We start from the raw sequence: 26,989 nt of genomic DNA, 5'->3' as shown, positions 1-26,989 counted from the left end.
GCAGTTTCTGATCCATCGTTCTGAGCAAGCTGGTTATACTCCTGCAATTGTTTAAAACCGGATACAGACCATGACCGAAGTTGCCCTCGCACCCGCCTCCCCGCACGCTCCGTCGGTTATTCGGCTGATGCTGGGCAAACTGGGTATCGCCTACGAAGAAGTCCTCGACCATCACGGCCTGAACGCCGCACGCAAAGTGCAGGCTGTTCTGCTTGATGACGCCGTGGGCACGCTCATGGTGCTGTTCCCGCAGAGCCAATTACTGGACCTCAATAGCCTCGCCGAATTGACGGGCCGCCGCCTCACCGCCGTGCCCACCGAACGCCTGGTAAAAATGCTCGGCAAACACAACCTGAGCCTGCTGCCCGGCATGCCGGCGCTCACCAGCTCACCGTGTCTGTATGAAGAAAGCCTGCTGCGCGAACCGAAGTTGCTGATCAACTCGGGCGAGCCGGGCGTGTTGCTGGAAGTCACCAGCGAAGACTTCAAGACCATGCTGACCAAGGCCAGCGCCGCCAACTTCGGCGAAGCGCTGACCAGCATTCGCCCGAACCTCGACCGCCCTCACGATGACCGTGAGGAAATCACCCAGGCCGTTCAAGTGTTCACCGCGCGGCGCATCCAGCAGCGTCTGGAAGAGACCATCGAAATTCCGCCGCTGGCCGAGACCGCGCAGAAAATCATCAAACTGCGTGTCGACCCCAACGCCACCATCGACGACATCACCGGCGTCGTCGAAACCGACCCGGCCCTGGCCGCACAGGTTGTGAGCTGGGCGGCGTCGCCGTACTACGCCTCGCCGGGCAAAATTCGTTCAGTGGAAGACGCGATCGTCCGGGTGCTGGGTTTCGACCTGGTGATCAACCTGGCGCTGGGCCTGGCCCTGGGCAAAACCCTGAGCCTGCCCAAGGACCATCCGCAACACACCACGCCGTACTGGCAGCAGTCGATCTACACCGCTGCCGTCATCGAAGGCCTGACCCGCGCCATGCCGCGCGCCCAGCGCCCGGAAGCCGGCCTGACCTACCTCGCCGGCCTGCTGCACAACTTCGGCTACTTGCTGCTGGCCCACGTCTTCCCGCCGCACTTCTCGCTGATCTGCCGCCACCTGGAGGTCAACCCGCACCTGTGCCACAGCTACGTCGAGCAACACTTGCTCGGCATCAGCCGCGAACAGATCGGCTCGTGGCTGATGCGCTACTGGGACATGCCCGAAGAACTGGCCACTGCCCTGCGCTTCCAGCACGACCCGGGCTACGACGGCGATTACGCCGAGTACCCAAACCTCGTGTGCCTGGCGGTGCGCTTGCTGCGTAGCCGCGGGATTGGCTCCGGCCCCGACGAAGACATCCCCGACGCGCTGCTAGAGCGCGTAGGCCTGACCCGCGACAAAGCCAACGACGTCGTCAGCAAAGTGCTTGAGGCTGAAGTCCTGCTGCGCGAACTGGCTTCGCAATTCACCCAGCCATAAAAGCATCGCGGGCAAGCCACGCTCCCACAGGATTTAGGTAATCCCTGTAGGAGCGAGGCTTGCCCGCGATGAATCCACCTCGGTATAACTGATTCACCACAACCCCTGTGGTGAGGGGATTTATCCCCGTTCGGCTGCGCAGCAGTCGCAACCCAGCCAACGCAGTGTGTCAGATACAACCGAGGTCTCAGGCTTTAGGGCCGCTCCGCAGCCCAACGGGAGCAAGCTCCCTCGCCACAGGGTTAATCATCGACCTCAAGCCTTGGCTTTTGCCTTCGCCTTCCTAGGCTTCAAATACTTGGTCAACCCCTGAAACCAGATCACCAGCGCCGGGTTGCCCTTGATCTGAATCGACTTATCCTGAATCCCCGTCATAAACGCCAGCTGCTTGTTCTTCGCCTGCATCGTGGCAAAGCCATACGCCGCGTCTTTAAAGGCAATCGCAAACGCCGGCTCGGCATACACGCCCGATTTACTGGTAATTCGCTGATCCTTCACAAAGAAATGCCGCGCCACTTTCCCGTCCAGGGTCTGTAGCTGGAACACCAATTCCTTGTCACCCAACTGCTGCTGAAACGCAGGATTAGTCCGACTGGCCTTACCCATCAACAAACCCAGCATCCACAGAAGAAAACGAAATTTCATGCGCACAGCCTCAAAAGGAAAATGAACGGCCGGCGCAGTGTAGCGGCTTCATGCAAGAACGCCACTGTCTGGTTGCGTTAGAAGAAGATGCAGGTCTTTTTGACGCCAATGACTACCAAGTCATGCCAACCTGATCGTTCCCACGCGCAGCAAAGGAATGCATCCCGTGACGCTCCGCGTCACCTCCCGGCAACGCCCCTACACCTGAAGAAACACAATCCTGTAGGAGCTGCCGAAGGCTGCGATCTTTTGATCTTGATCCCCTCAAACCTCTCGGACATTTCCTTCAACACGCCGGGCTGTTCGTGAACTAGGCAGTCTTCGGTATCACCGATAGTCTCTGGTGGTCGCCGCAAAATCGGTGACACGGACGTGCAAGTCCGAATCCAGGTGCGCAATTGCTTATGGCTATTCGTCGAGCGTTTTCCTATGCTCGCGGATCGTTATGGCGGCTGTGCGTCGGAGACCTTCGGGTCTGCCGGTTCCTGGATCGGTCTTGCACACCAACGCACAGCTGCCACCTCTTTCGAAGTGCAAAGCGAAACGGTGTCGGTCTCTTAATTCCAGGAGATACATCTATGATCAAGCCAACACCCAATCCCCCCGAACACGAAGACACATCCCCCTACGAATCCTTCGATTCCAAAAAACTCCACGAAGCTGCCGAACGCGCCCTCGATCTTCACCTCGGCACACCCGCGGATAAAAAACCTAAACGTCGCAATGGCGACCTCTTCAGCGTTTGCCCCGACATCAACACAGAAACCCTCCTCGCAAACGCCTCGGAAGACCTCTTGTCCATCAGTGCCATCGCCGCCGGCCTCGCCGACGGTGTGGACGGCTCACGCCGCTCCGTAGCCCTGGCGCTCAGCCGTATGGCCGACGGGGTGCATTTGCTGGTTGAACGAGCGCTGGATCATTTGAATGAGCCGGAAATGGCGGCGATTTTCGCTAAGCAACAAAGCCGAGTCAGCTGACCTGTAGGAACCGGCAGTTGTAAAAAAGGGGACCTCGAGTCTAATGCCAGTCAGTTAAGCTGACTGGCATTTTTATTTTTGATCGGATACTTCGGGGATTTGAGCCTAATAGCCCGAGGATAAATGCGTTCCTCCCGCCGATGAGGCAGGACGTAATGCATGGCTGAGGCATGAAGCTCGGCCAGGTACTTGGGGATGTTCCCGGAACGGTCGGCGGAGACGCTGTTGATAAACCCGAGAATCGCCCAGGTGCACGCGCTAAAGCTCATTTCGCATGGGTAAATTCCTGGACAGTGACGACTCATTTCCACCATCTGATAGCGCAACAAGTTGTAGCCCAGCAGTACTCCCCACAGCTCCTGCTCGATCATCTCCGGCGTCTTGCTGCGCAGCGTGTAACTGCTGTTGAGCAAAGTCTGTTTCATCTCCCGAAATCCTAATTCGATCTCCCATCGCTGGCTGTACAGGTCGACGATTTCGTCGGGCGGAAAGCGCAGCGGATCGGCCATCGACGTCAGGATCTGACACACCTTGCCCTTGACCGTTTTGCTCAGGAGCCGCGCGGTCAGGCGCTCCGGCAGCCCCGGCCATTGCTTGCGGGCCTGCGGCGAAGTGCTTAATGAGACAACCGCATCCTGGCGCCCCAAACGCTGAAGCACTTCGTACTGCGAGCCTTTTTTCAGCGGCATCAGCCAGTGACGCTCGATCCCTGCCTGCTGCCATTGATGCAGTAAACCTAACGAATAAAAACCACGATCAAACAGCGTCAGCGAGTGATCAGGGGTGGTTTCGATCAACTGCTCCGCCAGTTTCATCTCGTTGCTGCGATAGCCGTCAAACGCACTGCCGATGAGCAAATGGCTGGTCAACTCCATTTGGCAGACCATGCGTACCTGAGGAAAACCGGTGTCGCCATGCTGGTTGCTGGCGGAGTCGTAACGCGCACGGTTTTCCAGCGTATCGGGCGTTCGCCAGACAACGCCATCGACCCCCAGTAAACGTAAACCGGCCCAAGTTGGATGAGAGGCCGCTTCATGCCAACTTTTCTGAGTCAGATGGAAGACTTGTCGTACAGCCTCGCGGCCCAATCTCTGACGGGCTTGAACCACGGCGCTGGGTGCCACCAGCGGGCGCTGGCCCGGCAGCATGATATTCATGCGGCTGACCACATCCCACGCCGACATGCGCCGAAAGAACGCCATGGAGATCACGCACCAAAGCATCATTTCCAACGGCAAGCGCCGCTTGCGCAGGGTCGCTACGCCTGCCTGTTCAAGTGCTTGCTCGACCAAAGAAGGGTCGAGCAAGGAGTCCAATCCCTCGATTGAGTTTGGAGTGGAGACGATGGTGTGGGTCAGTTCCAGTGCCCGAGCGAGACGCATAAAAAAATCCGATGCCAGTACAGGCATCGGATTTTGATTTCTTGCGGCCAAAGGTCAAGCGAAAGGGCTTAACTGATCGGCATTAGACCTCGAGTCCCCTTTTTGAAAATCCGAAATTTCGTTTCATCACTACCCGCTAACCGCGTTAACCCCAATGGCACATCGGCCATCCTGAAGATCAGGGCTAAGATTTCTATTCCCTGACTGATACCAGGCAGCAAGGGATTCGCTTTCGCAGAAAGCGTCTTTCTGAGCCTCGTAATAAAACGCCACTGCATGGTTCACCATAGCACCCCGATTCGGTAGAAAAACCTCCAACTCAAATACGACATCGGGCACCGGCCCCTTCCTGTCATCCATCATTTTTGGTGGCCCTCGAAACGTACAAGGTACTCCGGCAAACGCGGAGCTCAGCAAGCCCCTCTGGTAAGAGTAGATGGCACAGTTCGGTATTGAATCTTCAAACACCACCCCTCCAATAACGCTGCCCTTCCAACTTAACGCTCCGTGAGGGACTGGATGAACGTCCGTCGTACGTATCTCATTCTCCGCAGCGATGGCAGCAATTACAGCGACAGGCAACGATTGCTCTGCTTTCAACACGATGGATGCCGCGTGCGCATTGAGTGGGCAGACGAGCGACAGCGCAATAAAAAACGAAGACAAAATCTTCAAACCTATCGTTCCTCTAGCGGTTCATAGGTAACTGAAAGCGCATTCGTACAGCGCAGTAAGCCAGGTCTTCACGGAACAGACGGAAATTTATGGCGCACTGCCCGTCCGCATATTGCTTCCAAACCGAATCGTCGAATTCACCCCCTCCCAGCAAATTGATCGAGGCCTTCAAGCCGTTTTCGCGATCCTGTCCTGCCATCAAAGAAGCAGCTTTGTAAAAGCCATCATTCGGCAACCCTGTCTGTAGATAAATGAGCTCCCCCAACCGGGCATTGGTTGTCTGCGCCAAACACGCAAGGTTCTCGATAGGCGCTTCGGCTCCAGGCAAAGCGGACTGGTAGAGATCCTCGCAATACGATTCTTTAAAGCGCACCCACTTTCTTTGCACATCGGTCAGTTGCTTCTTGTCTGCGGGAGACAAACTGGCCATTGCTTTCTTGTATTGCTCATTCAAGACGGCATCGACTTTCTCGAGGCTTTGCTGACCGCAATTGATCAAATCGGGATTGGCGAAGCTGTCGTGGTTGCAGGCTTCCTGGGCATAAGCCGACACCACCGGAGGATGCATTTCCTCGACAGTTTGCTGGTTTTTGGCCAACGCCGATTGAGTCGGAAAGACGATTACTGATCCGAGTAAGCACGCGCAAGCCAGAGGTAAAAGTAAAAGAACTCTTGGCATGGGCCGAATGAAAAAGCGGTTCATCCAATCATCCTTAATCAAGCAGCGGCGATTACAACTCTTTGATCGTCAGCAACCGAAACTCGTTGTCCAGTGAGATCGCAGTATAAGGGGCGAGTTTATTTATAGAGCACATTTAGAGCTATAAATAAATCTGTCCCCTTCTCGATACTTCTCAGCTTCGTTCAATTACCCGTTTTGGAATTTTTTCAGTTTTTCCAGACTGAACCATAAGCGAGTGATATTTTTTGTAGCTTTCCGCGGCCAACTCCTTGCTGCCAAGCCCCCAATAACTATCAGCCAAATTTAAATAAGCGACCATCCTATCTGGATTGTTTACAACGACATAATTCAGCAGCTCAACCGCCTCACCATAATGACCTGACTGTTCAAATAAAAATCCGAGATCATTCGACCATCCTGGATTTTTTGAAAAATAGTATTTGCCTACCACGTAGGTCTCAGGCGCGCATATAGAGTCTTCGCTACCACCAGCAATAAAGTAACCCATCAACTCATTAAATTGCTCTTTATTACCTTGCTTATAAGCCGCAAGCGCCTTATCAAAGTTATTGCTAACATCGACCGGCATAAGCTTTTCGCGACTGTCTTTTCCAGACTGACTTTCTATGTGCAGCGTTTTCAAGTACTCGAAGGCATCAGCACCATTAAATTCATCTAACGACTTCGAGCTAAAACGACCTAGTGGTAGCGCGTATACGCCTAACAGCGACCGGTCACACGCCTCGTTATTTGTCACAAGAAGCAAATTTTTAAGAACCATTTTTTTTGCTTGAAGATCGTATTTAAACTGTAAATTAAAGTTGTATTTTGTATTATCTTCCTCAGTTGTTTTTAGATACAGATATTCTCCTGGGCTTACAGACGCGTATTTCAACGAAACAGTTTCACCTTGTACATCCACAACATTGATAACATTTTTCGCTGCGGTAGAAGTACCAACATCAAACCCATCGTAGCTAGCGGGAGAATATGTATTTTTTATTTTTGGCAACGCTAATTTTGACTCCACTATCACAGACGGTTTAGTCCCATCAGCGATTACAAGTAGCTGTTGTGTTTCATCACCTGGCTCCGCTTTCAGGACCAAAAGCTTTTGATCCTTCAACCCTTCTATCAAATTCACATTTAAGGATTTGAGAATTTTAGAACTGGCAGGCACCCCATTACTTTCTCCCGCCCAAGCAACCGGAACTGCCGCAAGCAAGATAGTTGATGCAATTAGCGTAACGTAATCAGATTTACGAATCATTGGGAGAACACCTGATAAATTTCAGTAAAATGTGTGCGACGTTCTGCATAGCTCTCAGTTTTCAAATTCACAATCTTAGTAATATTGTCAGTACTCTCCACGTTTGGAGCAACTTTATTATTAAGATGTTGCCACTCCCAAAAACCCATCGCCGACAACAAACCTGTTTTTGTATCAAGCAACTGGTCAGGATTGGCAACAATGTCAATCGTTTCTTCAGGCAACTTGGCTTTTAGAACATCTTCGACCGCCTTGTAGTTTGCCTTCCATGTAAGCTGAATGAACCCTTTCCCCTTATAACTCAACCCTTCAGCACAGCCTCCAGAAGTCAACACAAAGTTTCCAGAGGCTGAACAACAGCAATATACACGCTTAGCAATTTCATCTGGCTTGGGCAACTGAGAGTATGCCTTCCCCCCATTTAATGTATAAGCACTTTTCGCTGCTGGGCTTAGAGCATTGTACTGAGCCATTTCAATCCGCTTATACCCTAGCTGCTCCGCTTCGGCAGGATAAGTATCGAAATATCTTTTGAATAAACTTTTCAGTGCCGGCACTGAATACCAAAGGCTTTCTGATTTACCTACCAAGGCTGCCCCGACCTCAGTCTTAACTTGTGCAAAAAACTGTGAGATCCTTGCAGGCGTATTAATCTCAAAACGCTCTGCATATTTATTAAAGAGCCCTCTTACTTCTTCACGCTTACTTTCAGAAGAGGTTGGAAACATGCTTTTCATTTGATCTTTTGATATCAGCTCTGACGACACCGAAGAAAAGTTTCGGATTATTTCTATCGGATGAAAATGCCAGACCATCCCATCAGCAGGAACTTCCGCTCTACCAGAAAGCTTGCTCCAAAACACAAACTTATCAATTCGCGCACTCTCATGCTTAAGTGATTTAGGTGAATTTTCCAGAATTTGCGCCAAACGGCTCCACTTCGGCTCTTCGGATTTATCCTTCCACTCAGTCGGGTGATAGGCGATCAACTTTGACCAATGGTCTCTCATCTCGATATTTTTCAAGGCCTCAGGAAAGTCTTCCGGCGTGACTTTACCATCGTGATTCCCCAGCCTATCCAGATCGTTGTACAAGGCTTTGAACAAATCAGGCATGTCATCTGGATCAAGGAAGCCGTCTGCACCAGCACTCGACTCCTTCACTATGCGGAAGCCGAGCTTTTCCCAGTCGTGCTGAGTGATTACCTGCGCATCTGCTTTTTTTATCAGGCCTGTTTTGCTCTGACCATCCTCATCAACTTTGAGCTCGTACCATTCAGCAGGATCTTTGAATATTGGGGCTTTGCTGAGCTCAACGACATGCTCCTTCAATAACTGGACTGTTCCCGTCTGAGGAGCTTTTTTGTTCAGGACTGTACCCGCAGGCAAACGCAAAAACTGCTTCCCAATCTTCAGTCCAGCCAGGTTCTGAAGGAAGCCTTCGACTTTTGTATCCGCCGTAAAAATCTCAACATGGACCTGATGCTTACGAGTTACATCACCACCTTCCCCCGAAACGTTCTCCATCAACCCCAAGTACCCGATCGGGTCGCCTGCCTTGATACCGGTACTCGTGAGGGTGACTTCGTCAAAAGCCACGTCAGCGGGCGTTACCGTCTCCCATCGCATCGTGGGCTCTGGTAGTTCATTTTCAACACTAGCCCAAAACGTTGGAGGAACCGTCCCAGCCCCCGCCAATCCACCGCTTACGAGTGTGCACTCAGCCATACGCCGAAGTTTCCCTGCGATGTTGAGATTGACCACCTTTTCACTATCGAACTCAACAACACTGCTGACCGTTAGCGCCATCGAGCCGATAGGAGCACCTGCGTTTTGTCCATTGCCAGGTGATGCCGGAGCACCGAAAAGAGGTAACGCTCGCGGACCAACCCTCGCCTTCACTTTACCCTGCCAGTAATTCGGCGTACCTCGTTGCGGAGGTAGAATCTCGGACCAACTGGCACCACCTGAGGATCGGGGATACACCTCGCCATTTTTTTTGTAGGCGAACCAAACCTCTTGGCCTACGGAACGGCCAACCACATTGCCCTTGAGGATTTTGCCCTTGGCATAAATCTCGTCAGTCCCCTTTTTGTCGAGAATCTCAAACTCGGTACCGGCCGCAATTGCACCGTAGGACTGGCAACCCGGCTCCCCCTTGGCGTCGCTACGTGCGGTAAAGCCTCCGGCGAGCATCTTGATTTTTTGATTAGGTGTTTCTTCAGGCGACAATGGGTACCGTGCAAACGGTAGTAAATGCATATAAAGACTGTAGAAAGTCAGAGTATTTTGCTTGCCCTTGTTCGCGCCCTCTTCCGGATTTGGCGGTGACTTATATTCGTGGCGTACCAAGCAGAACGAATTGGTGTATTTCGCAAATTTAGCGCCAACTCCCTCGCCGAAAGTGGACGTCAAGTAGTCTTTGTTCAGCCGATAAGCCACCACCTCACCATCAGCCATACAGCGTACCGGCTGATGAAGAACACATTGCGGAGCACTCAAGTCACTGATATGGATGCCGCCATGCCAGAACTTATTGCTGCCCAGCAAGTAGTGTCCCGATGTTTCACCTTCGAGTGCTTTGTAGACTTCTTCCGCGTCAGTGAACTGCTTCCCGTCAGCCTTCCTGAATGGATACTGGAAATTCATCAGAGGTGCAGGCCCTGCCGGGGCAGGTGCTGGAGCAGGAGCAGCCGCTGGCGCCGGTTGCGCCCCCGTCTTGTATTGAGCTTTCGGACGCAAAAACTTTTCTGGCATCGGCCAGTAACCGCTCTGGTGCCCATACTTAGCGGATTTCGGCCCAGTAGAAGATTGCGAGCCGAAAAAATTCCCCGCGGTCCGTACTGCGTTGATGTCCTCGACTACCCCCGTATGCCCGTGGAAATTGATCCAGAGTGCAATATCACCGGGCTCGACGCTCGCGAGCGGGATGACGTCGAAATGGGTTACGTCAACGGTTAACTGCCCCGTAGTCAGGTATGGGATTGAATATCCCGCATCCTTCAACATTCGGTACAACAGCCCTGAGCAATCGATTTCCTTGCGACCGTCGGCGTCGGCGTCGGCGTACCCTTTCGCAGGGCCGTATTCATATTGGCTATGTGGGTAGTTAGCCCGCTGTTCAAGTAGTCCGGTACTCATCGGAAGCTTCCTGCTTTAAGACATTGAGTTGAGTTATCAGCGACGACGCCCTGGGCCGCTAAGTGGTCAACACCTCGCGTACCTGACTCACTATCCATTTTCTGAACCTCCAGATAACAAGCCATTGCTCTGGGCAGATCAGCAGGGACGACAGTGCCGACTTCATACACCTCCCCTAGTTGGATAAGTGCATCAACTGAGCCTCGGCGCGCGGCGCTTTCCAATGCGGCCATTGACTGTTGCGGATTGATACAGACGTGCTTGTCGTCGTACTCACCCTCATCGCAGTAAAAATTTGCAAGCGTCACGCCTGCGCCGGGAATGCTTTTTGAAGCAGCAACCAAAAGATCCACAATCTTGGTGTTATCCAAGCGCGGAGCTTGCCCAGAAAGACTGATTCCCGCAGCAGATAATGCAGCCTGCGGCGAACCTTGTTGCGCTCCGGCTAAATAGCTATCCAGTGCTGCGGCGTACAGGTAAACACCGGATTCGGGCGAAGCATGATTAGCCAATCGGTCAAACCACACACCTTTCTTCAACTCTCGCTCACCGGGCGATAGTTTTTCCGTTCGAGCCACACCCTCTAAAACGTTTTCAAGCGACCAATCTTCGACACGACTGAGAACCCAGCAGTTGTCGTTTTTGAAGACGAAAATTTTCAGGAATCCGCCCACCTGGTCACGGACGATCACCTTGTTAGGTAATTCGACCTTAATGGTGAGATTCGACTCACCAGCTTTTTCTGGAATGAGAACGCTCAATTCAGTAGCGTCCAGGGTTTTGAGTTTACGTTTGACTACCTTCGGCTTGTCGCCATCAAAAACCACTCGAATCTCTTCAACGGGAGAGGCGATAAAGGCCTTCTGTATCTCAGGCTGGGAGGCGAAAACTTTAACGAACTCTGCAAAGTCGTCGCTCGGACATTGAGCATCAATGGACGACGAGGCAAAGGCACCGGTGTGCATACCTAAGGTCAGCAGTACGAGGGAGCACCACTTCAATTGCCTTACACTTTTGTTTGTTCTAATCACGAATTTCATCACTCAGAAAATACAAAAAAAGCCTTCGGTTTAACCTTCTCAGGCGGCGCATTCCCCAACGCCTGATCCATCAAACTCCCCGCCTTATCCTTATCCGCAGCCCCCGACAGCACCGGCGGTTTAATCCCAATCCCCGTCCCACTCCCAGCAGACCCACCGGCATTAATTTTCACCACCGGCCCAACAACTGTGATGCCGCCGGCATCGAGCTTGATGAAGCTACCACCTGCTTTTACTGTCAGCTCCATCCCGGCTTCGATGACAATCTTGTCCCCAGCCTTCAGATGAATCTCTTTCCCAACGCTAGTCAGCTGCGCAGTTCCCAGCTTCACATGCTGGTTCTGCCCAATCGTCAGGTGGTCATCCATCCGCGCTTCAGTCTTGCGATCCGCAATCGTGGTGCGATGCTCTTCAGCTTTGAGCTCGGTGTAAGTGTTCTTCTCGACGGTGTCATGCCGCTCATTCCCAACCCGAATCTTCTGATCATGCTCAACGTTTTCATCCCAATCCCGCTGGGCATGAATGAAAATCTGCTCCGCCCCTTTCTTGTCTTCAATGCGCAGTTCATTGAACCCGCCGCCGCCCGGTGAGCTGAGGGTTTTGAACACGCTGCGGGTTTTGTTCGCCGGCAGGTCGTAGGGGACGAGGTTTTCCTTGTGGTACAGGCAACCGGTCACCAGTGGTTGATCGGGGTCGCCTTCGAGGAAGGTGACGAGCACTTCCATGCCGATGCGCGGGATGGCGATGGCGCCGTAGCGGTCGCCGGCCCAGCTCGATGAGACGCGCATCCAGCAGCTGGTTTTGTCGTCGGCCAGGCCTTCGCGGTCCCAGTGGAATTGCACTTTGATGCGGCCGTATGGGTCGCAGTGGATTTCTTCGCCTTTGGGGCCGGTGACCATGGCGGTCTGGCTGCCGAGGACGCGGGGTTTCGGGTGTTGCAGGGCCGGGCGGTAGAACACGTCCCACGGCGTGGCGAGGAAGCGGTTGCGGTAGCCCTGGTGGAAGTCGTCCTTTTTGTCGGTGGTGTCGCTGGTCACCGACTCTTCGAGGACTTGCGGCTGTTTGCCTTCGTGGACGATTTCGGTGAGCAGCCAGAGGTCGTTCCACTCGGTGCGCGGGTGGTCGGACATTTCCAGGAAGTGGCCGCTGACGAGGGTGGTCTGGTCGCCATGGCCTTCGGCTTGCTGGTAGTCGGCGCGGTCGCGTTCGAGGGCGCGCTGGCTAAGGAATTTGCCGCGCGCACGGTCGAGGAAGCGGCCGGGATAGTCGTAGTCTTCGAGGTCTGGCTCGGTGCTCTCGCCGTCGGGTTTGTAGGCGGCTTCGAGTTGCAGGCGCGGTTTTTCGAAGTCGTAGTCGCGGCGGGTGACACGGCCGGTGCGGGTTTCGAGGCGCAGTTTGAAGCCTTTGATCACCGGTTCATCGGCGACCATGCCGCTGCCTTGGACGTAGGCGGTGGGCTGGCCGAGTTTCGGAAACACTGTCTGGTCATCGCCGAATACCAAAAGATGACCTTTGGAACTGTGCTGAAAGTGGTAGTGAATGCCTTCTTCTTCGCACAGGCGCTGGACGAAATGCAGGTCAGTTTCGTCGTACTGCACGCAGTAGTCGCGATCCGGGCACGGTTGGCTCAACTGGAATTTGTAGGCGTTGCCCTTGATGCCGTGCTCGTCGAGGATCAGCGTGATGATTTTTGGCGCGGACATCTGCTGGTAGATGCGCTGGTTGGTGCGGTGGTGCAGGTATTGCAGTTGCGGCACCAGGGAGATTTTGTAGCGGGTCAGGCGCTTGCCGGCATCGCCTTGGGCGACGCGGTAGATCTGGCCGTGGATGCCGCTGCCTTGCGGATCGAACGCGAGGAATGCCTGTTTGTGCAGGAGTTTTTCCAGGTCCAGGTCGGGGTTTTCGCTGACCAGTTCCAGGTCGAAGCGATACGGCTGGCTGATGCCTTCGGTGCCGGTGAACGACAGCACTTGCAGGTCGCCGACCTGATCGCCTTGAGAGCCGTCAACGGTCAGGCTGAAGTGGGTTTCGTTAGCGGGGTTGAACATTGCTTGCTCCCTGTTCGGTAGTCATCCGTTACGCCCGACGTCGCAGGCGTTGCAGCCAAGTCGATGTGGCGCCCATAGCGTCACGCAGTTGGGCGGCAGTGATCATTCGATCTGCCGCATCGAAAGCCAGCGCCGTTCTCAGGGCTGGCCAGCAGTGTTTCGGGAGATTCCTGGGGGCGTGCAGCTCGCGTTCGAGGTGGCCGTCGCGGGCCTCGGTCGAGGGCAAGCGGCGGAACGGGTGCTTGCCACCCGCCAATTCGTACAACACGCAGGCCACGCCATAGACATCTGCACTGGCCGACAGCGATTGGCCTTCGAGCAGTTCGGGGGCGGCGTAGCCGGGAGTCCAGGCGTTGAAGCGGCTGCGGCTCAGGTGTGGCAGGCCGGGCAAGATGCCCTCCTCGGCCTGGCCCAGACCGAAGTCGAACAGGCGCACGCCTTCTTCGCTGAGCATGACGTTGCTCGGTTTCATGTCACCGTGCAGCACGCCGCGAGCGTGGGCGAAGGCCAGCGCGTCGAGCAGCGGCAGCGCGATGTCGCGCAGTTCTTTCCACGGTAGGCCCAGCGGCCGCTCGCAGAGTAATTTGTCCAGGGTCAGCCCACGCATGAGTTCCATGGTGATGAAGGCGCGCTGGCAGTCGGTGTCCACTTCAAAGCTGTGCAAACGCAGCACGTTGTCGTGGCGCAGTCGTCGGGTCAGGGCGAACTCGCTGTAGAGCAAGGCACTGGCGTCCGGCGATTCGGCAAATTCTTCGCTGAGGATTTTCAGCGCGATGTAAGGGTCGGGATCGCCGAACTGCTCGCTCAACAGATCCCGTGCACGGTAAACCGCGCCCATGCCGCCGGCACCGAGCAGGCGCTCGATGCGGTAACGGCCTGCGAGTACGTCCGGCATTTCGCCGACGCTGGCCTTGGTCGGCGCCAGCGCAAGTTCAGCCTGATGGGATTTGGCGAATGCAAAGTAAGTCAGGTTACTGGCCTCCTCGTCGGTCACCAGCAGGTCGTCGAGCGGCGGCATGAGTTGAGTCATTGTCGGATCACCACAGCAGTCAAGTTGTCCCGGGCCGAGCCACGCAGAGCGCCGTCGAACAGACGCTCCAGCGCAACATGCGGCGCGGTCAGGCTCAGGGCGTTGCCCAAGGCATCGGTGCTCAGCCCCTGGTACAAACCATCGCTGCACAACAGAAACGCATCGCCGGGGTACACCTCGAGTTCGAGCACATCCAGCGTCAACTGCTCGGCAGCGCCGACCGCTCGGGTCAGCGCGTGAGCGGAAGGATGCGCACGAGCGTCTTCGACGCTCATGTGTTGCTCGTCGATGAGTTGCTGTTGCAGCGAATGGTCCTTGGACAGCTGATACAAACGCTGGCCACGCCACAGGTAGCAACGGCTGTCGCCGGCCCAGATGCAAGCCGCACGATTGCCTTCCACCAGCAGCGCCACCACGGTGCTGCCCATGATGCTGTCGTGGCGCCCGGCAGTGACGGTCAACTCCTGACCCAGACGGCGGTTCAGCCAGTGCAAGCACTGGCGGATGCCTTTGAGTCGTTCGTCGAAGTCGTCTTGCACCGGCAATTCCGCCAGGCTAGCGACGATCAACTGGCTGGCGATGTCGCCACCCTGATGACCGCCCATGCCGTCCGCGACCACCCACAGCCCCTGCTGTGGACAGTCCAGAAAAGCATCTTCGTTGCGCGCCCGAACCTTGCCCGGATCGGTACGCGCAGCGCTGCGCCAGGGACTGGCAACCAGCATCAGAGCTGCACCGGCATACGGAAGGTACGCAGCACGCCCATGTCGAACGGGTTCGGTGTGCGCTGGCTCGACAGCAAGTAGTTGGCGCGCAGGCCGCCCACGTCAGCTTTGAGCACCAGTACATCGCGACCGCTCAGGTACTCGGTCTGCATCAGGTCGAACAGACGGAACAGCGACCATGGGCCGGTGTTCTTCTCGATGCCGATCGGGCGGCCGGCCATTTTGTCGAGGACCAGGCTGGTGCGACCGTCTTCAGTGTCGGTCGGCCATTTGAATGACACCGGCACGATCGGGCCGTGGCGGTATTCGATGGTCTTGTCGCCAAATTTGAACTCGGAACGGCTGACCGCCGGGTCGAGGGTGTACGGCTCCAGTTTGAACTGCACTTGTGGCTCGGCCGGATTGATCGAAAAGAAGCTCTGGCGAATCACTTGTGCCGCGGCCATTTGGTCGAGGTAGACCTTGGAGATCGGCATGCTGTGGCCGTCGATGCTGCGCAGACGGTAGTTGCCTGGATCGCCACTCACGAACGGACGCATGTAGTTCTCGAAGAAGCGGTCGGCGATGCCCTGGGCCTTGAAGAACTCGCGGAAGTCGCTGATCGCAACGTCGCTGGTGCTGTGGGCGCTGAACGGATACCGCTTGTTGATCGCCTTGCCGTAGAAGCTGTACAGCTCGCTCTGGTAACGCTGGTTCAGGTACTGGTAGGAATCGTTCAGCACCAGACGCCAGGTGTCTTCGGCCAGGACGTTGAACCACACGCTGACCGGACGCGGCAGACGGTTCGAGGCATTTCGCAAGTTGCTCAGCGCATCACGCTGGCCGCTCATGCGGGTCTTGGCCATTTCGAACGCAGCCTGTTCCGGCGCACTGGCACGCGCCAGGCTCGCCAGTTGCAGTTGCAGGTCGTTGAGCGCCGTCAGCGCCGGGGTCAAATCAGCGGCCGGGCCGTTGTTGTCATCCAGCAAACGGTGCAGCGGTTCGAAGCGACGTTGCAGGGATTTCTTCGCGGTGTCGGGCAGGTTCTTGGTCATGTCTGCGGCTTTGTCAGCCGCGGCCGCCGCAAGTTTGCCGAGTTTGCCGCCCTTCTCGCCCAGTTTGTCCGCGGCCTCGGCAGCTTCATCAGCGCTGTCGGCGATCACCGGGAAACGGGTGTTCTCACGCACTTCCACCAGCAGTTGCAGCACTGGGGAGTTGGCAGAAGTCAGGCCAGCCAGTTGTTCGGCGCCTTCACCGGCGTCGTTGATCGGTGGCAAGGCAACCTGGCCGACCGCTTCACTCCAGAAGTTGGCGTAGTCGCGGAAGTACAGTTGCTCCAGTTCGACCATCAGGCGACGCAAGTCCATGCCGCTGATGCCCGAGCCTTCGCCCAGCACCCAGTTGTCACGCAGGATATCGGTGACCAGCGCAGAGCCCTGAACCGAGAAGTACTGCTGATAACCCTGTTGGGTGTAGAAACCCGGGATCACGTATTCGGTGCCGACAAACAGCGCACCCTGTGGGCCCAAGTGTTGGCTCAAACGGTATTCCGGCAGGTTACGGGCCTGCTCGCGCAGCATCCGGTAAACCACGTTGGCCAACGACTCGCTGCGCAGCACCTGACGCGCTTGCGCTACCAGTTGATCGTTCAGCGGGTAGATAAACGGCTGCTTGAGCAAACGTTCGAAGTGCGTGTTCAAACCGTTCTGCACTGCGGTGTTGCCGGCGTAACGCTGGGACCATTCGGTGGCAACCCAATCCTTGAGCCACGGGCCGTCGCGACGGTCTTTCATGTTCAACATCAGGTACGCACGCAGGCTGTTGAGCAGGCGTTCGCGGTCTTTCATGTTGGCGCGGATCTGCCCTTCCAGCAGCGTCGCGACCTTCGGCAGCAGTTGCGCTTCGAGCTCACGCTCGTAGGCGTCCTTGACCACTGGATTGACGTCTTCACCTTGGTACAGACCGCCACGCTCGTGGTACGACACGTCACCTTTTTTCGGGAAGACCTGAGTCGCCGCATAGCGGGTGTCGAGGGTCTTGAGCACCGCCATGGAGTCATCACGCGCGGTCAGGGCCGAGCGCTGTTGAGTCCAGTTTTGTGCCAGGTTACGCAGGTTTTCCAAGCGCTCGTAGTTGGCCGAGAATCCGCCCGCCCACAGCATGCCGAACAGCGCCAGTGCCGCCAGTGCGCCCACGTACAGGGCACGTTGACCCCAATGGATGCGGCTGCGTTCGCGCTTGTCCAGACCGGCCAGATCGGCCTCAGGGAAAATCACCCGGCTGAGCAAGTGGTGAATGAAGCGCGAACGGCCGCTGCGCAAGGTCGGCAGCACGCCGGCGTTCATGCCCAGATTGGCGCCGATGCCGGCGGTGGTCTGGTCCATTTCTTGAGTCAGGTGCGGTGCGCTGGTCAGGTAGAAACCGCGCAACTGGCTGACACGCTGGTAGCGGTTGCCGGTGAACGCCATGTCGACGAACAGGCACAAGCGCTCGCCGATCTGCCCCAGTTGATGCGGGAAGTCGAGGATGCGACCACGGCGCTGGGTGTCGCGCTCCTGGTGCATGCGCATGATCACTTGGCTGTTCAGGCGACGCAGCAGCTCTTCGAACTCGGCGCGCAGGACGGCGACGTCGGTGCCGCTCTGCTCTTTGCGGAAGCTGGTGCCGAGCACCTGATCGCTTTCTTCGCGGGTCAGCTGATCGAAGAACTCGTCGAAACCGAGCAGCTTGTCGGCCTTGCTCAGGACCAGATAAATCGGCACGTCAACGTGGAGTTTTTGATGCACGTCTTGCAGACGGGCACGCACCTGGCGGGCCAGGGTATCGAGGTCTTGCTCGGTGTTGCCCAGCAGCATTTCTACTGGAATGGTCACCAGCACGCCGTTCAACGGACGGTTGCGGCGACGCTTGCGCAGCAGGTCGAGCAAGGTGCTCCAGGCGCTGCCATCGACTTCGGCATCCGGCTGGGTCAGGTAACGCCCGGCGGTGTCGATCAGTACGCCGTGGTCGGCGAAGTACCAGTCGCAATGACGGGTGCCGAGGGTGTCGCGGGTCAGCTTGCGGTCGATCTTGTTGATCGGAAACTCAAGGCCCGAGAAGTCCAGCAAACTGGTCTTGCCGCTGCCCTGAGGACCGATCAGCAAGTACCAGGGCAAATCGCTGCGCCAGCGCTCGCTGCGACCGCGATAGAGGCTCGAGGTCTTCAGGGTTTTCAACGCATCCTTGAAGCGTACGCGAAGCTCTTTCTGCTCTTCGTCGATCAGCTCTTCACGGCGGATACGATCCTGGCCGTCTTCGGTGTCTTCGATGGCTTTCTTGCGTACGCCAGCGCGCCAGCTGACGAAGACCATGGTCAGGCCCCAGATCAGGAACAGCACACTGATGGTCAGCAGGCGGGAGGTCGAACCTTCCCAGAACTTGTAGTCATCGACTGCCAACAGCGGCCCGACGAACCACACCAACAGCGCGACGAACAGCACCACCAGCAAGGTCCAGACCCAGGTCTTGCGCAAGAATGCGCCGACTTTCTTGAAAAACTTTTTCATCACACGTCCCTGTTTACGGCTGCGACTGCGGCTGGACCGCGGCCGGATCTAGCTGCTGATAAGGTTGCAGAACGGTTTCGCGTTGCTCGCCCAATACCCAGGCGAAGCCCGAATACATCACCACCAGGCACACCACGGTGAACAGCACCACCATCCACGCCGGCACGATGCGCACCAGGCTGCGGCGCTGATCGTTCAAGCCTTCCCAATGCGGCGACAGTTCGCGCGGCACGTCGCCGCGCAGTTGGCGAATCTGACGATACAAGGCGTCGCGGATGCCTTCGAGTTCGAGCATGCCGCGAGCTTGCACGCGGTACTTGCCCTCGAAGCCCAGCGACAGGCACAGGTACATCAGTTCCAGCATCGGCAGGTGCTTGACCGGGTTTTTCGACAGGCGATCCAGCAGCTGGAAAAACTTCTCGCCACCGAAGGTTTCGTTGTGGAAGCTGCTGAGCAGGCTCATCTGCGACCATTCGCTTTCGTTGCCCCACGGCGTGGTCACGACAGCTTCATCGACCACGGTGCAGAGCACGTAACGCGCGGCCATCACCTGGCTGCTTTCGGCGCCGTTGTGCAGTGCACGCACTTCAAACAGTTTCAACCCGGCCGTCAGTCGCTCGTTGAGCGCGTACATGTCTTCGCGGGTGTCGCTGTGCTTGAGTCGCACCACTTCCGACAACAGGTCGGACGCTGCGGCTACCAGCGAGTTGAGGCTGATGTTGAAGGCTTCGGCCGGACGCAGGCGCGCGGCGTAAATCATCCGTTCTTCGAGCTGTTCGAAACGCGGTGGTGCAGCGAAATCTGTCAGCGGACTTTGCGCCGGGCCGTGGCCCTGGCGGTCGAGCAGGACGGTTTTATCGTCCTGGTTGTGTTCCATGTCCTTGATCATGTCGGTCAGTTCCTGATGGCCCAGAATTTCAGTTCAAGCTCGGCAAATTCGCCGGACACGTGGAACGCGAAGCCGCCGGAGCGCTCGAGTTGTGCCAGGTCTTCGGAACTGAGTTCGAGAATGAAATAGGTTTTGTTGGAGTGGAACGCGATCTGCCGCGGGGCCACCGGCAACGGTTTGACCTTGATGCCCGGCAGATGCAGGTTGACCAGTTGGCGGATGCGCTCCACCGGGCCGACCTTGAGGTGCGCCGGCAAGCGATGGCGCAGTTCTTCGGAGTCGCAGTTGGCACTGGCGGCGAGCACGAACGAGGCCGAGCCGAGCAGTTTGTGGTCGTGCAACGGCGAGACGATGATCCCGTACTGACGTGCTTGCAGGACCAGTTCGATGGCGTGCTGTTCGAGCACCATCGACAGCACCTGACGAATCGCTTCCATCAGTTTGCGGAAGCTCGCGCCCTGGTCGCTGTGCTGGTAACGGCTGTCCAGACGCGGGCGTTTGCTGTCGCTGGAGAAAGTCGCCAGATCGCCGAGCATGGTCAACAGCGTGCGGTACAACTCTTCCGGGTGAACCTGTTCCAGGCCGAGGTAGTGGCGCAACAACAGTTCGGTGCGGTTGATCAGTTGCAGCATCATGAAGTCACCGACTTCCGCGCCACCCACCTTGCCGTTGGAACGGATGCGCTCGGCGATGGTGTCGCCCCGGTGGCCGAGCATGCTGATGACTTCCTTGAGGCACGACAGCAGGTAGCTGGACGAATGCGCCTGCAGGAAGGTCGGGACGAAGTCCGGGTCGAGGCTGATCACGCCGTCGGGCGTGGTGTCGAGCACTTCGCAGATCTTCAGTTTCACGTAGGCCTGGTCGCTTTGCTGCTCGCCGAGCAACAGCTTGAAGTCCGGACGGCCGCAGCTGACCTGGCTGGCAGAGTCGTCGCCGGCGTTGGAGTCGGCCACTTCCGCTTCGTACGCGGTGTAGCGCGCCAGCACGTCGGATTGCTCCGGACGGCGCGACTCGATGTGGTTGCCGGTGACCAATGGCAGCGCCAGGTAGATCGGCGTATGACCGGTGTTCGGCGGCACGTCGAGGGCCAGCGGCTCGGTGTTACCGCCGAGTTCGAACAGGCTGCCGTCCGGCAGAATCCCCGAGGCCTGGCTTATCACCAGTTTGCCCATGTTGAGGAACTGCAAGTCGATGTCCAGGTTCAGGAAGCCCCAGGTGTAGCTGCCCAGCAACTGAGTGCGGGTCTTCATCTGGTGGTCGTAGTAGCGATCGTTATGCTGGAAGTGCTGCGGGCGCAGCAGCATGCCTTCCTGCCAAATCACTTTATGGGATTTCATGATCAGTCATCCGCCTTGGCGAGCGTTTCGTTGCTGTTGCGAATCCCAGCCTGGTCGAGGGTCAGATCAGCGTCGGTGACTTCCACCGGGGTGACTTGCACCGTGTAGCGCCATTTGGTTTCCGGCAGATCGCGGTAGGCGGCGAGGATGCCGACGTAACGACTGCCCTCCTCCACGCTGAGTTTCATCTCCACGGTTTCACCCGGACGCAGCTCGATTTCTTCGCTGGCCACCAGGTCCGGGGCCAGGGATTCCTTGGCGCGCTCGTACAGGCTGAAGAAGTCAGCGTTCTCGAACGTCACCGGATGCTTGAGCTCAAACAGACGCACAACGATCGGCGACGGACGCCCGTTGAGGTCCGGGTTCAGCTGATCGCTGGCGGTCAGCTTCAGGTTGAGTTTGGTGACGTGGGAATACGGCGACAGCGACGAGCAGCCGGCCAGAAGCACCAGGGCGGTGAGCGCAGTCAGCATCTTGAAAAAAGCGGTCGAGCAGCGAGACATGCGCATCATCCTTGGTGGTCGGTGTGAAGGGTGGAAATCAGGCGGATCTGTTCTTCGTAGGCTTGGGCGAAGTCGCGGGCCAGCAGGCGCTCGCTCCAGTCATCGTCCTGACGCAGGGCCTGGTGATAACGACCGTAAGCTCTCCAGCGGCTGCCGGACGTGGCGAGTAACGGCTTGTTGTCGCGCTCGAATCGCAGGGTCAATTGCTGTGGCGAGAAGTGCTCCAGCGTGCCGCGAACGGCAGCGCGGCTAGCGGTCAACAGGGCGACCTGGTGCGCCTGCAAATCGCGGAACGCACGGGAGATCGCCTGCTCGGCCGGCAACTGACCCGGTTTGTTCGGCTGCAACAGAATGCCCAGCGCTTCACCGGCATCGACGGCAAATTTCAGCGGGTTTTTGTGGGTGCCTTGCACGGTAGTCTGGGCCAGGCGCAGTTCGTTTTTCAGTTCGCTGCGGGTGCGCAGGCTTTGCTGCAAACCGCCGACGCTTTGCTTGAGCAGGCGTGCAGCGTTCAGCGCCAGGGCTTCGCGGGCGTCGTGGTCGATGCCTTTGAGGTCCACGCCCAATGCCGCACCGAAGTGCTCCCAGAAACCGTCGCTCTGACGCTCGACCGCTTTCGGCGGTGGCGCGGGGACTGGCTCTGCCGGGGCGTTGATCAACTCCGGCACCATCAGGCTTTCCATGTCGATGCGCGCATAGTCGGCGCGCTGACGGGTGTCCTCGATGGTTGTGCTCGGGGAGATCAGTTCGTCGATTTCCGAATACACGCGCTCCTGCTGATCGAGGGCATTCAGCGGATCGAGGTCCAGAAACGCATCGTCCGGAATGATGCTGCCCGCCGCTTGCGGACGGCCGACTTCTACGTCGAAGGTCGCTGGGTCGCAAACCAGTCGCGCACGGATCTCGAAGTCACCCAGCACATAGACGCTGCCGTGCTCGATGCGCATCGCTTCGCCCTTGCGCAGGCGCGCGCCGCTTTCGCTGTCCTGGATACCGTTGCTGCTGGTATCGGTCAGGAAAAACGTGCCTTCGCGGTAGCTGATCAACGCGTGGTGGTTGGACAGGTGACGCTTGCGATCCGGAATGATCCAGTCGCAATCCTCGCCCCGGCCGATCACGCCGCCGGCCTGTTTGAAGGTCTTCTGGCACAAATCCGTGGGCACGAACTGCTTGGTGTTCAGCATTTCGAAAACCAGTTCCATGGTGAGACTCCTTGCGGTCACTTGCCGCGATTGACCGCCTGCGGATCACCCAATGGGCGATAGTTGTTGTCGTTGAATTTGTAATTACCGCTACAGCCGCCGAGGCCGCATAGAACGACGAGGGTCAGCAGGACGGCTTGCCAGTGACGAACAGACATCAGAGGGTCTCCAGGGGTAGACAAAGTACAAAGCGCCGACCCGTTTGGGCGGCGCTATCAAAAGCGGATGAGGTGAAGTCGACGGTCATTTGCCTAGCCATCGAAATCACCGAGATTGATATTCAGGCGCCCGAGGCGGTACAGCAGCGTGCGGCGTGGCAGCCCGAGTTCGCGGGCGGCGAGGGTCTGGTTGCCGTCGTTTTTGCGCAGGCAATCGAGCAGCAGACTGCGTTCGACCTGTTCCAGGCGTTCGCGCAGGTTCAGGCCGCTGCTGTCTTCCGGCATGGCTTCCATGCGCAGAGAGAAATGCTCGGCCAGTAACTTACCGCCCTCGCACAGCAACACCGCGCGTTCGACCAGGCCTTTGAGTTCACGCACGTTGCCGGGGAAGGCGTAACCGGACAGGTGATCCAGCGCCGCATCGGACCAGCACACCGCATCGCGCTGCAAGAACGAGCAGGCCTTGTCGGCGAAGTGCCGGGCCAGGTCGAGGATGTCGCCTTCGCGCTGACGCAGGGCCGGCAACTCGATCGGGAATTGCGCGAGGCGGTAGTACAAGTCCTCGCGGAATTTGCCTTCACTGACCAGCACCGACAAATCCCGATGCGTCGCGGCGATGATGCGCACGTCGATCTTGTGGGTGTCGTTGGAGCCCAGCGGACGGATCTCGCCTTCCTGCAACACGCGCAACAACTTGGCTTGCAGGGACAACGGCATGTCGCCGATTTCATCCAGCAGCAAGGTGCCGCCGTTGGCCGCGTCGAACAGCCCGGCACGGTCGCGATCTGCACCGGTGAAGGCACCTTTGCGGTAGCCGAACAGTTCGCTTTCCAGCAGGTTCTCGGGGAACGCCGCGCAGTTCTGCACGATGAACGCCTGGGAGCGTCGCGGGCCACAATCGTGAATCGCTCGCGCAACCACTTCCTTGCCGGTGCCGGTTTCGCCGCGCAGCAGCACGGTATACGGGCTGTGCAGGACTTTACTGATCAGCGAATAGGTCTGGCGCATGGCCGAACTCTTGCCGATCAAACCGTATCCGCTGGCACTCGGGACGCTGACCTTCGCCGGTCGTGCATCACCGGTCGGCTGACGCAAACGCTGCAGCAAATGCAGTTGGCCAAGGACGAACGAGCCCAGTTGACCGAGGGAATCGGCGAAACCTTGCAGGTCGATGTGCCGGCGACTGGCACACAGCAGCAAGCCTTCGACGGCCTTCTGCTGATTGACCAGCGGCACACACAACAGCGACTGCCAAGGCGTGGCCTGAGGCGGCAGAAAACTGGTTTCGTGCAGGCTGCCGCTCAGCTCGCTGAGGCACACCGCACGGTTCTGGCACAGGGCGAATTGCAACAGTTGTTCACCGTTGTAATCCGCCGGCAGGCTCGCCGCTTCCCGGGGTTGCAGAATCCCGTCCAAGCACTCGGCGTTCATCCCCAGGCACGTGTGGGTCGCGTCCAGCAAGTACAGCTGCGTCAGCTCGCAACCGCTGAGCTCGGCCAACCCGCGCACGAAGTCACCCAACAGCGCAGCACCGTCCGCCGCCCGCGACAAGCTGGCGAACTGCGCCAGCAAGGCTTCGGCATACACCAGCGGCTGCGGCACTTGAGTGAACATCACACCCACCTCAGGCGAACTCGCAGGTCACGCTGGCGTTGCCGTCGAGCGTCGCGTGGACACGCTTGAGGCTTTCACCGGTGGCCATCGCATCAAGCAAACGGTCGGCTACCAGCGGCAGCACGTGCAGGTCGAGCAAATGGTCGATCAGGCGCGCGCCGCTGTCGCTTTGGGTGCAGCGTTCGGCCAAGTGATCGACGAGGTCCTGCGAGTAGGTGAAATCCAGCTGACGACGGTTCAGGCGCTCGCCCAAACGACCGAGTTTGATTTCGATCAGCTCGCGCAGCACCGGGCCACCCACCGGGTAGTAAGGCACCACACGCATCCGTGCCAGCAGCGCCGGTTTGAAGTGCTTGCTGAGGACCGGGCGAATGGTTTCTTCGAGGACTTCGGCCGATGGGCGCGCGCCGTTTTCGCAGAGTTCGCTGATGCGGTCGCTGCCCAGGTTCGAGGTCATCAGGATCAGCGTGTTGCGGAAGTCGATCTCGCGCCCTTCGCCGTCGTTGGCCACGCCTTTGTCGAAGATTTGGTAGAACAGGTTGAGCACGTCCGGGTCGGCTTTCTCGACTTCATCGAGCAGGATGACGGAGTAAGGCTTTTGGCGCACCGCTTCGGTGAGCATGCCGCCCTCGCCGTAACCCACGTAGCCCGGCGGTGCACCGATCAGGCGCGAGACGGTGTGCTTTTCCTGGAACTCGGACATGTTGATGGTGGTGATGAAACGATCACCGCCGTACAGCAAATCAGCGAGCGCCAGCGCGGTTTCGGTCTTGCCGACGCCGCTCGGGCCAACCAGCAGGAATACGCCGACCGGTGCATCAGGTTTGTTCAAGCCGGCAGCGGTAGCGCGCATCGAGCGATCCAATGCGTGAACCGCTTGTTCCTGACCACGGATGCGCGTGCGCAGGTCGGTGGCGAAACTCGCGACCTTGGCGTTGTGCTCACGGGCCAATTGCGCCAATGGCACACCGGTCCAGGCGCTGATCACTTCGGCCACCAGACGCGGGCAGACTTCGAAGCTCACCAGACGTTCTTTGAGCTGAAGCTCGGTCAGGGTTTTGTGAGTTTCGTTGAGCGAGGCTTCCAGGGACTCGACGCTTTGCGCTTCGTCCATTGGCACTTCGAGGGTTTCGATCACGGTGCCTTCGGCGTCCTCTTCAACCGTGACGGTTGGTTCGACGGCAGCAGCTTCGCGCGCCTTGGCCAGTTGCTGACGCAGGTCCAGCAGGCGCTCGGCCAGTTCTTTCTGTTCGGTCCAGAGCGTTTCCAGCGCGACCCTCTCATCTTCGGCTTCGGCCAGACGATCTTCCAAAGCGTCCAGCGCTTCGTGATCGATCAACAGACCGGCCTCGGCATCGCGACGCAGAGCCTGACGCTGACGGCCGCCTTCAGCCAGTTCGCCACGCAGGCGCTCAAGGCTTTCCGGGGCGGCAGCGAGGCTGATACGTACGCGGGCGCAGGCAGTGTCGAGCACATCGACGGCTTTGTCCGGCAGCTGACGGCCCGCGAGGTAGCGAGCGGACAACTCGGTCGCCGCAACCACGGCGTCATCGCGCAAGTAGATGCCGTGGCTCTTCTCGTAAACCTGAGCCAGGCCACGGAGGATGGTCACCGCTTCGCTGACGGTCGGTTCGTGCAGTTGCACCGGTTGGAAGCGACGGGCCAGGGCCGGGTCTTTTTCGAAGTACTTCTTGTACTCCGCCCACGTGGTGGCGGCGATGGTGCGCAACTCGCCACGGGCCAGGGCTGGCTTGAGCAGGTTGGCCGCGTCGGAACCGCCAGCGTTGCCGCCCGCGCCGATCAGCGTGTGGGCTTCGTCGATGAAGATGATGATCGGTTTCGGCGAGGCTTTGACTTCGTCGATCACGCCTTTGAGGCGACGCTCGAACTCACCTTTGACGCTGGCGCCCGCCTGCAACAGGCCCATGTCCAGCGACAGCAGCTCGACGCCTTTCAAGACTTGCGGCACTTCACCGGCCGCAATGCGCGAGGCCAGGCCTTCGACGATCGCGGTTTTACCGACGCCGGCTTCACCGACCACGATCGGGTTGTTTTTGCGGCGGCGGGCAAGGATGTCGACCATCTGCCGGATCGCGCCATCGCGGCACAACACCGGGTCGAGTTTGCCGTCGCGGGCCTGTTGGGTCAGGTTGTGGGTGAAGCGCTGCAGCAGCGATTCGCCCGGCACGGAAGGTTTACCGGTGGCCGGTTGCTCTTTTTGCGACAGGGCGAATTCTTTCAGGCGTTCGATGTTCAGCTTGGCCAGCAACGACTGATAGCGGCTGCCAGCGTAGCGCATCGGATTGCGCAGCAACGCAAGGATCAAAGCGGCTTGCTCGACCTGGCTTTGGCCCAGTTCAAGGTTGGCCACCAGCAACGCGTCTTGCAGCCACTGCACCAGTTCCGGAGCAAACACCGGGTTACGCGAAGCGCTGTGCTCGACCCGCGATTGCAACGCGGCGCTCAGTTCACCGGCATCGACGTCGGCGTCTTGCAGCGCGCGTGCGAGCAGGCCTTGCGGGCGCTCCAGCAAGCCCAGCAACAAGTCTTCGACGAGGATCTTGCTGCCGCCACGGGCGACGCAGCGTTCGGCCGAACTTTCCAGGTCACGACGGGTTTCGGCGTCCAGCGCCTGGATAAGTTGTTGCAGGTCTACGTTGATCATAGGTCTCACGTC

General features: G+C 57.9%; 20 protein-coding genes. 2 read left to right on the top strand and 18 right to left on the bottom strand.

The window, feature by feature from the left end; translation table 11 throughout:
• The first annotated feature begins 70 nt into the window (after positions 1-70).
• Complete coding sequence (locus ACYZT5_RS25205) at positions 71-1,471, top strand: aminoacyl-tRNA deacylase and HDOD domain-containing protein (protein ID WP_462047878.1); 1,401 nt, start codon at positions 71-73, stop codon at positions 1,469-1,471.
• Positions 1,472-1,726: 255 nt separating this feature from the next.
• Here the strand turns inward: ACYZT5_RS25205 and ACYZT5_RS25200 are convergent, their stop codons facing one another.
• A complete protein-coding gene (locus tag ACYZT5_RS25200; protein ID WP_008150118.1) occupies positions 1,727-2,116 on the bottom strand; it encodes a hypothetical protein in 390 nt (129 codons plus the stop codon).
• 578 nt (positions 2,117-2,694) lie between these two features.
• Between ACYZT5_RS25200 and ACYZT5_RS25195 the strand changes: the two genes are divergently transcribed.
• Positions 2,695-3,093, top strand: coding sequence for a DUF6124 family protein (locus ACYZT5_RS25195; RefSeq protein WP_134420937.1), 399 nt, complete (start codon positions 2,695-2,697; stop codon positions 3,091-3,093).
• 50 nt (positions 3,094-3,143) lie between these two features.
• Here ACYZT5_RS25195 and ACYZT5_RS25190 read toward each other — a convergent pair whose 3' ends face one another.
• From ACYZT5_RS25190 to tssH, 17 genes are all read right to left on the bottom strand, one after another.
• Entirely contained in the window at positions 3,144-4,475 is a 1,332-nt protein-coding gene (locus ACYZT5_RS25190) for an IS4 family transposase (RefSeq protein WP_462046901.1), read from the bottom strand.
• Positions 4,476-4,604: 129 nt separating this feature from the next.
• The gene (locus ACYZT5_RS25185; protein ID WP_462047877.1) at positions 4,605-5,150 is read right to left on the bottom strand and encodes a hypothetical protein; all 546 of its coding nucleotides are present in this window, start codon (positions 5,148-5,150) and stop codon (positions 4,605-4,607) included.
• Positions 5,151-5,163: 13 nt separating this feature from the next.
• Positions 5,164-5,718: a lysozyme inhibitor LprI family protein gene (locus ACYZT5_RS25180; RefSeq protein ID WP_462052306.1), complete on the bottom strand. Its 555-nt coding sequence runs from the start codon at positions 5,716-5,718 to the stop codon at positions 5,164-5,166.
• 286 nt (positions 5,719-6,004) lie between these two features.
• Complete coding sequence (locus ACYZT5_RS25175) at positions 6,005-7,102, bottom strand: tetratricopeptide repeat protein (RefSeq protein WP_462047876.1); 1,098 nt, start codon at positions 7,100-7,102, stop codon at positions 6,005-6,007.
• The gene (locus ACYZT5_RS25170) at positions 7,099-10,242 is read right to left on the bottom strand and encodes a glycoside hydrolase family 19 protein (RefSeq protein ID WP_462047875.1); all 3,144 of its coding nucleotides are present in this window, start codon (positions 10,240-10,242) and stop codon (positions 7,099-7,101) included. Before ACYZT5_RS25170 ends, ACYZT5_RS25175 begins: the two co-directional genes overlap by 4 nt.
• Positions 10,239-11,207: a tetratricopeptide repeat protein gene (locus tag ACYZT5_RS25165; protein WP_462047874.1), complete on the bottom strand. Its 969-nt coding sequence runs from the start codon at positions 11,205-11,207 to the stop codon at positions 10,239-10,241. Before ACYZT5_RS25165 ends, ACYZT5_RS25170 begins: the two co-directional genes overlap by 4 nt.
• Positions 11,208-11,281: 74 nt before the next feature.
• Positions 11,282-13,330 carry a type VI secretion system Vgr family protein gene (locus ACYZT5_RS25160; protein WP_462047873.1) on the bottom strand — a complete coding sequence of 683 codons (2,049 nt, stop codon included), beginning with the start codon at positions 13,328-13,330 and terminating at the stop codon, positions 11,282-11,284.
• Between the two features lie 28 nt (positions 13,331-13,358).
• Positions 13,359-14,360, bottom strand: a complete 1,002-nt coding sequence (locus ACYZT5_RS25155; RefSeq protein ID WP_462047872.1) for a serine/threonine-protein kinase — start codon at positions 14,358-14,360, stop codon at positions 13,359-13,361.
• Positions 14,357-15,085: a PP2C family protein-serine/threonine phosphatase gene (locus tag ACYZT5_RS25150; RefSeq protein WP_462047871.1), complete on the bottom strand. Its 729-nt coding sequence runs from the start codon at positions 15,083-15,085 to the stop codon at positions 14,357-14,359. The genes ACYZT5_RS25155 and ACYZT5_RS25150 overlap by 4 nt, the downstream gene beginning before the upstream one ends.
• Positions 15,085-18,609 (bottom strand): type VI secretion system membrane subunit TssM, encoded by a 3,525-nt coding sequence (gene tssM, locus ACYZT5_RS25145; RefSeq protein WP_462047870.1) that lies wholly within the window; start codon positions 18,607-18,609, stop codon positions 15,085-15,087. The genes ACYZT5_RS25150 and tssM overlap by 1 nt, the downstream gene beginning before the upstream one ends.
• A gap of 13 nt (positions 18,610-18,622) precedes the next feature.
• A complete protein-coding gene (gene icmH, locus ACYZT5_RS25140; protein ID WP_149631550.1) occupies positions 18,623-19,498 on the bottom strand; it encodes a type IVB secretion system protein IcmH/DotU in 876 nt (291 codons plus the stop codon).
• A 5-nt stretch (positions 19,499-19,503) separates the two neighbouring features.
• Positions 19,504-20,835 (bottom strand): type VI secretion system baseplate subunit TssK, encoded by a 1,332-nt coding sequence (tssK, locus tag ACYZT5_RS25135; protein WP_462047869.1) that lies wholly within the window; start codon positions 20,833-20,835, stop codon positions 19,504-19,506.
• Positions 20,836-20,837: 2 nt separating this feature from the next.
• Entirely contained in the window at positions 20,838-21,338 is a 501-nt protein-coding gene (gene tssJ / locus ACYZT5_RS25130) for a type VI secretion system lipoprotein TssJ (protein ID WP_462047868.1), read from the bottom strand.
• 5 nt (positions 21,339-21,343) lie between these two features.
• The gene (gene tagH, locus ACYZT5_RS25125; protein ID WP_462047867.1) at positions 21,344-22,540 is read right to left on the bottom strand and encodes a type VI secretion system-associated FHA domain protein TagH; all 1,197 of its coding nucleotides are present in this window, start codon (positions 22,538-22,540) and stop codon (positions 21,344-21,346) included.
• A gap of 17 nt (positions 22,541-22,557) precedes the next feature.
• Complete coding sequence (locus ACYZT5_RS25120) at positions 22,558-22,698, bottom strand: type VI secretion protein (RefSeq protein WP_462047866.1); 141 nt, start codon at positions 22,696-22,698, stop codon at positions 22,558-22,560.
• 93 nt (positions 22,699-22,791) lie between these two features.
• Positions 22,792-24,312 carry a sigma-54 interaction domain-containing protein gene (locus tag ACYZT5_RS25115; protein WP_462047865.1) on the bottom strand — a complete coding sequence of 507 codons (1,521 nt, stop codon included), beginning with the start codon at positions 24,310-24,312 and terminating at the stop codon, positions 22,792-22,794.
• A 10-nt stretch (positions 24,313-24,322) separates the two neighbouring features.
• Complete coding sequence (gene tssH / locus ACYZT5_RS25110; RefSeq protein WP_462047864.1) at positions 24,323-26,977, bottom strand: type VI secretion system ATPase TssH; 2,655 nt, start codon at positions 26,975-26,977, stop codon at positions 24,323-24,325.
• Positions 26,978-26,989 lie beyond the last annotated feature (12 nt).

The organism is Pseudomonas sp. LB3P14 (assembly GCF_054898045.1).
Note: the sequence above shows the minus strand (reverse complement) of the source record. Positions and strands in the feature narration are given on the sequence as shown.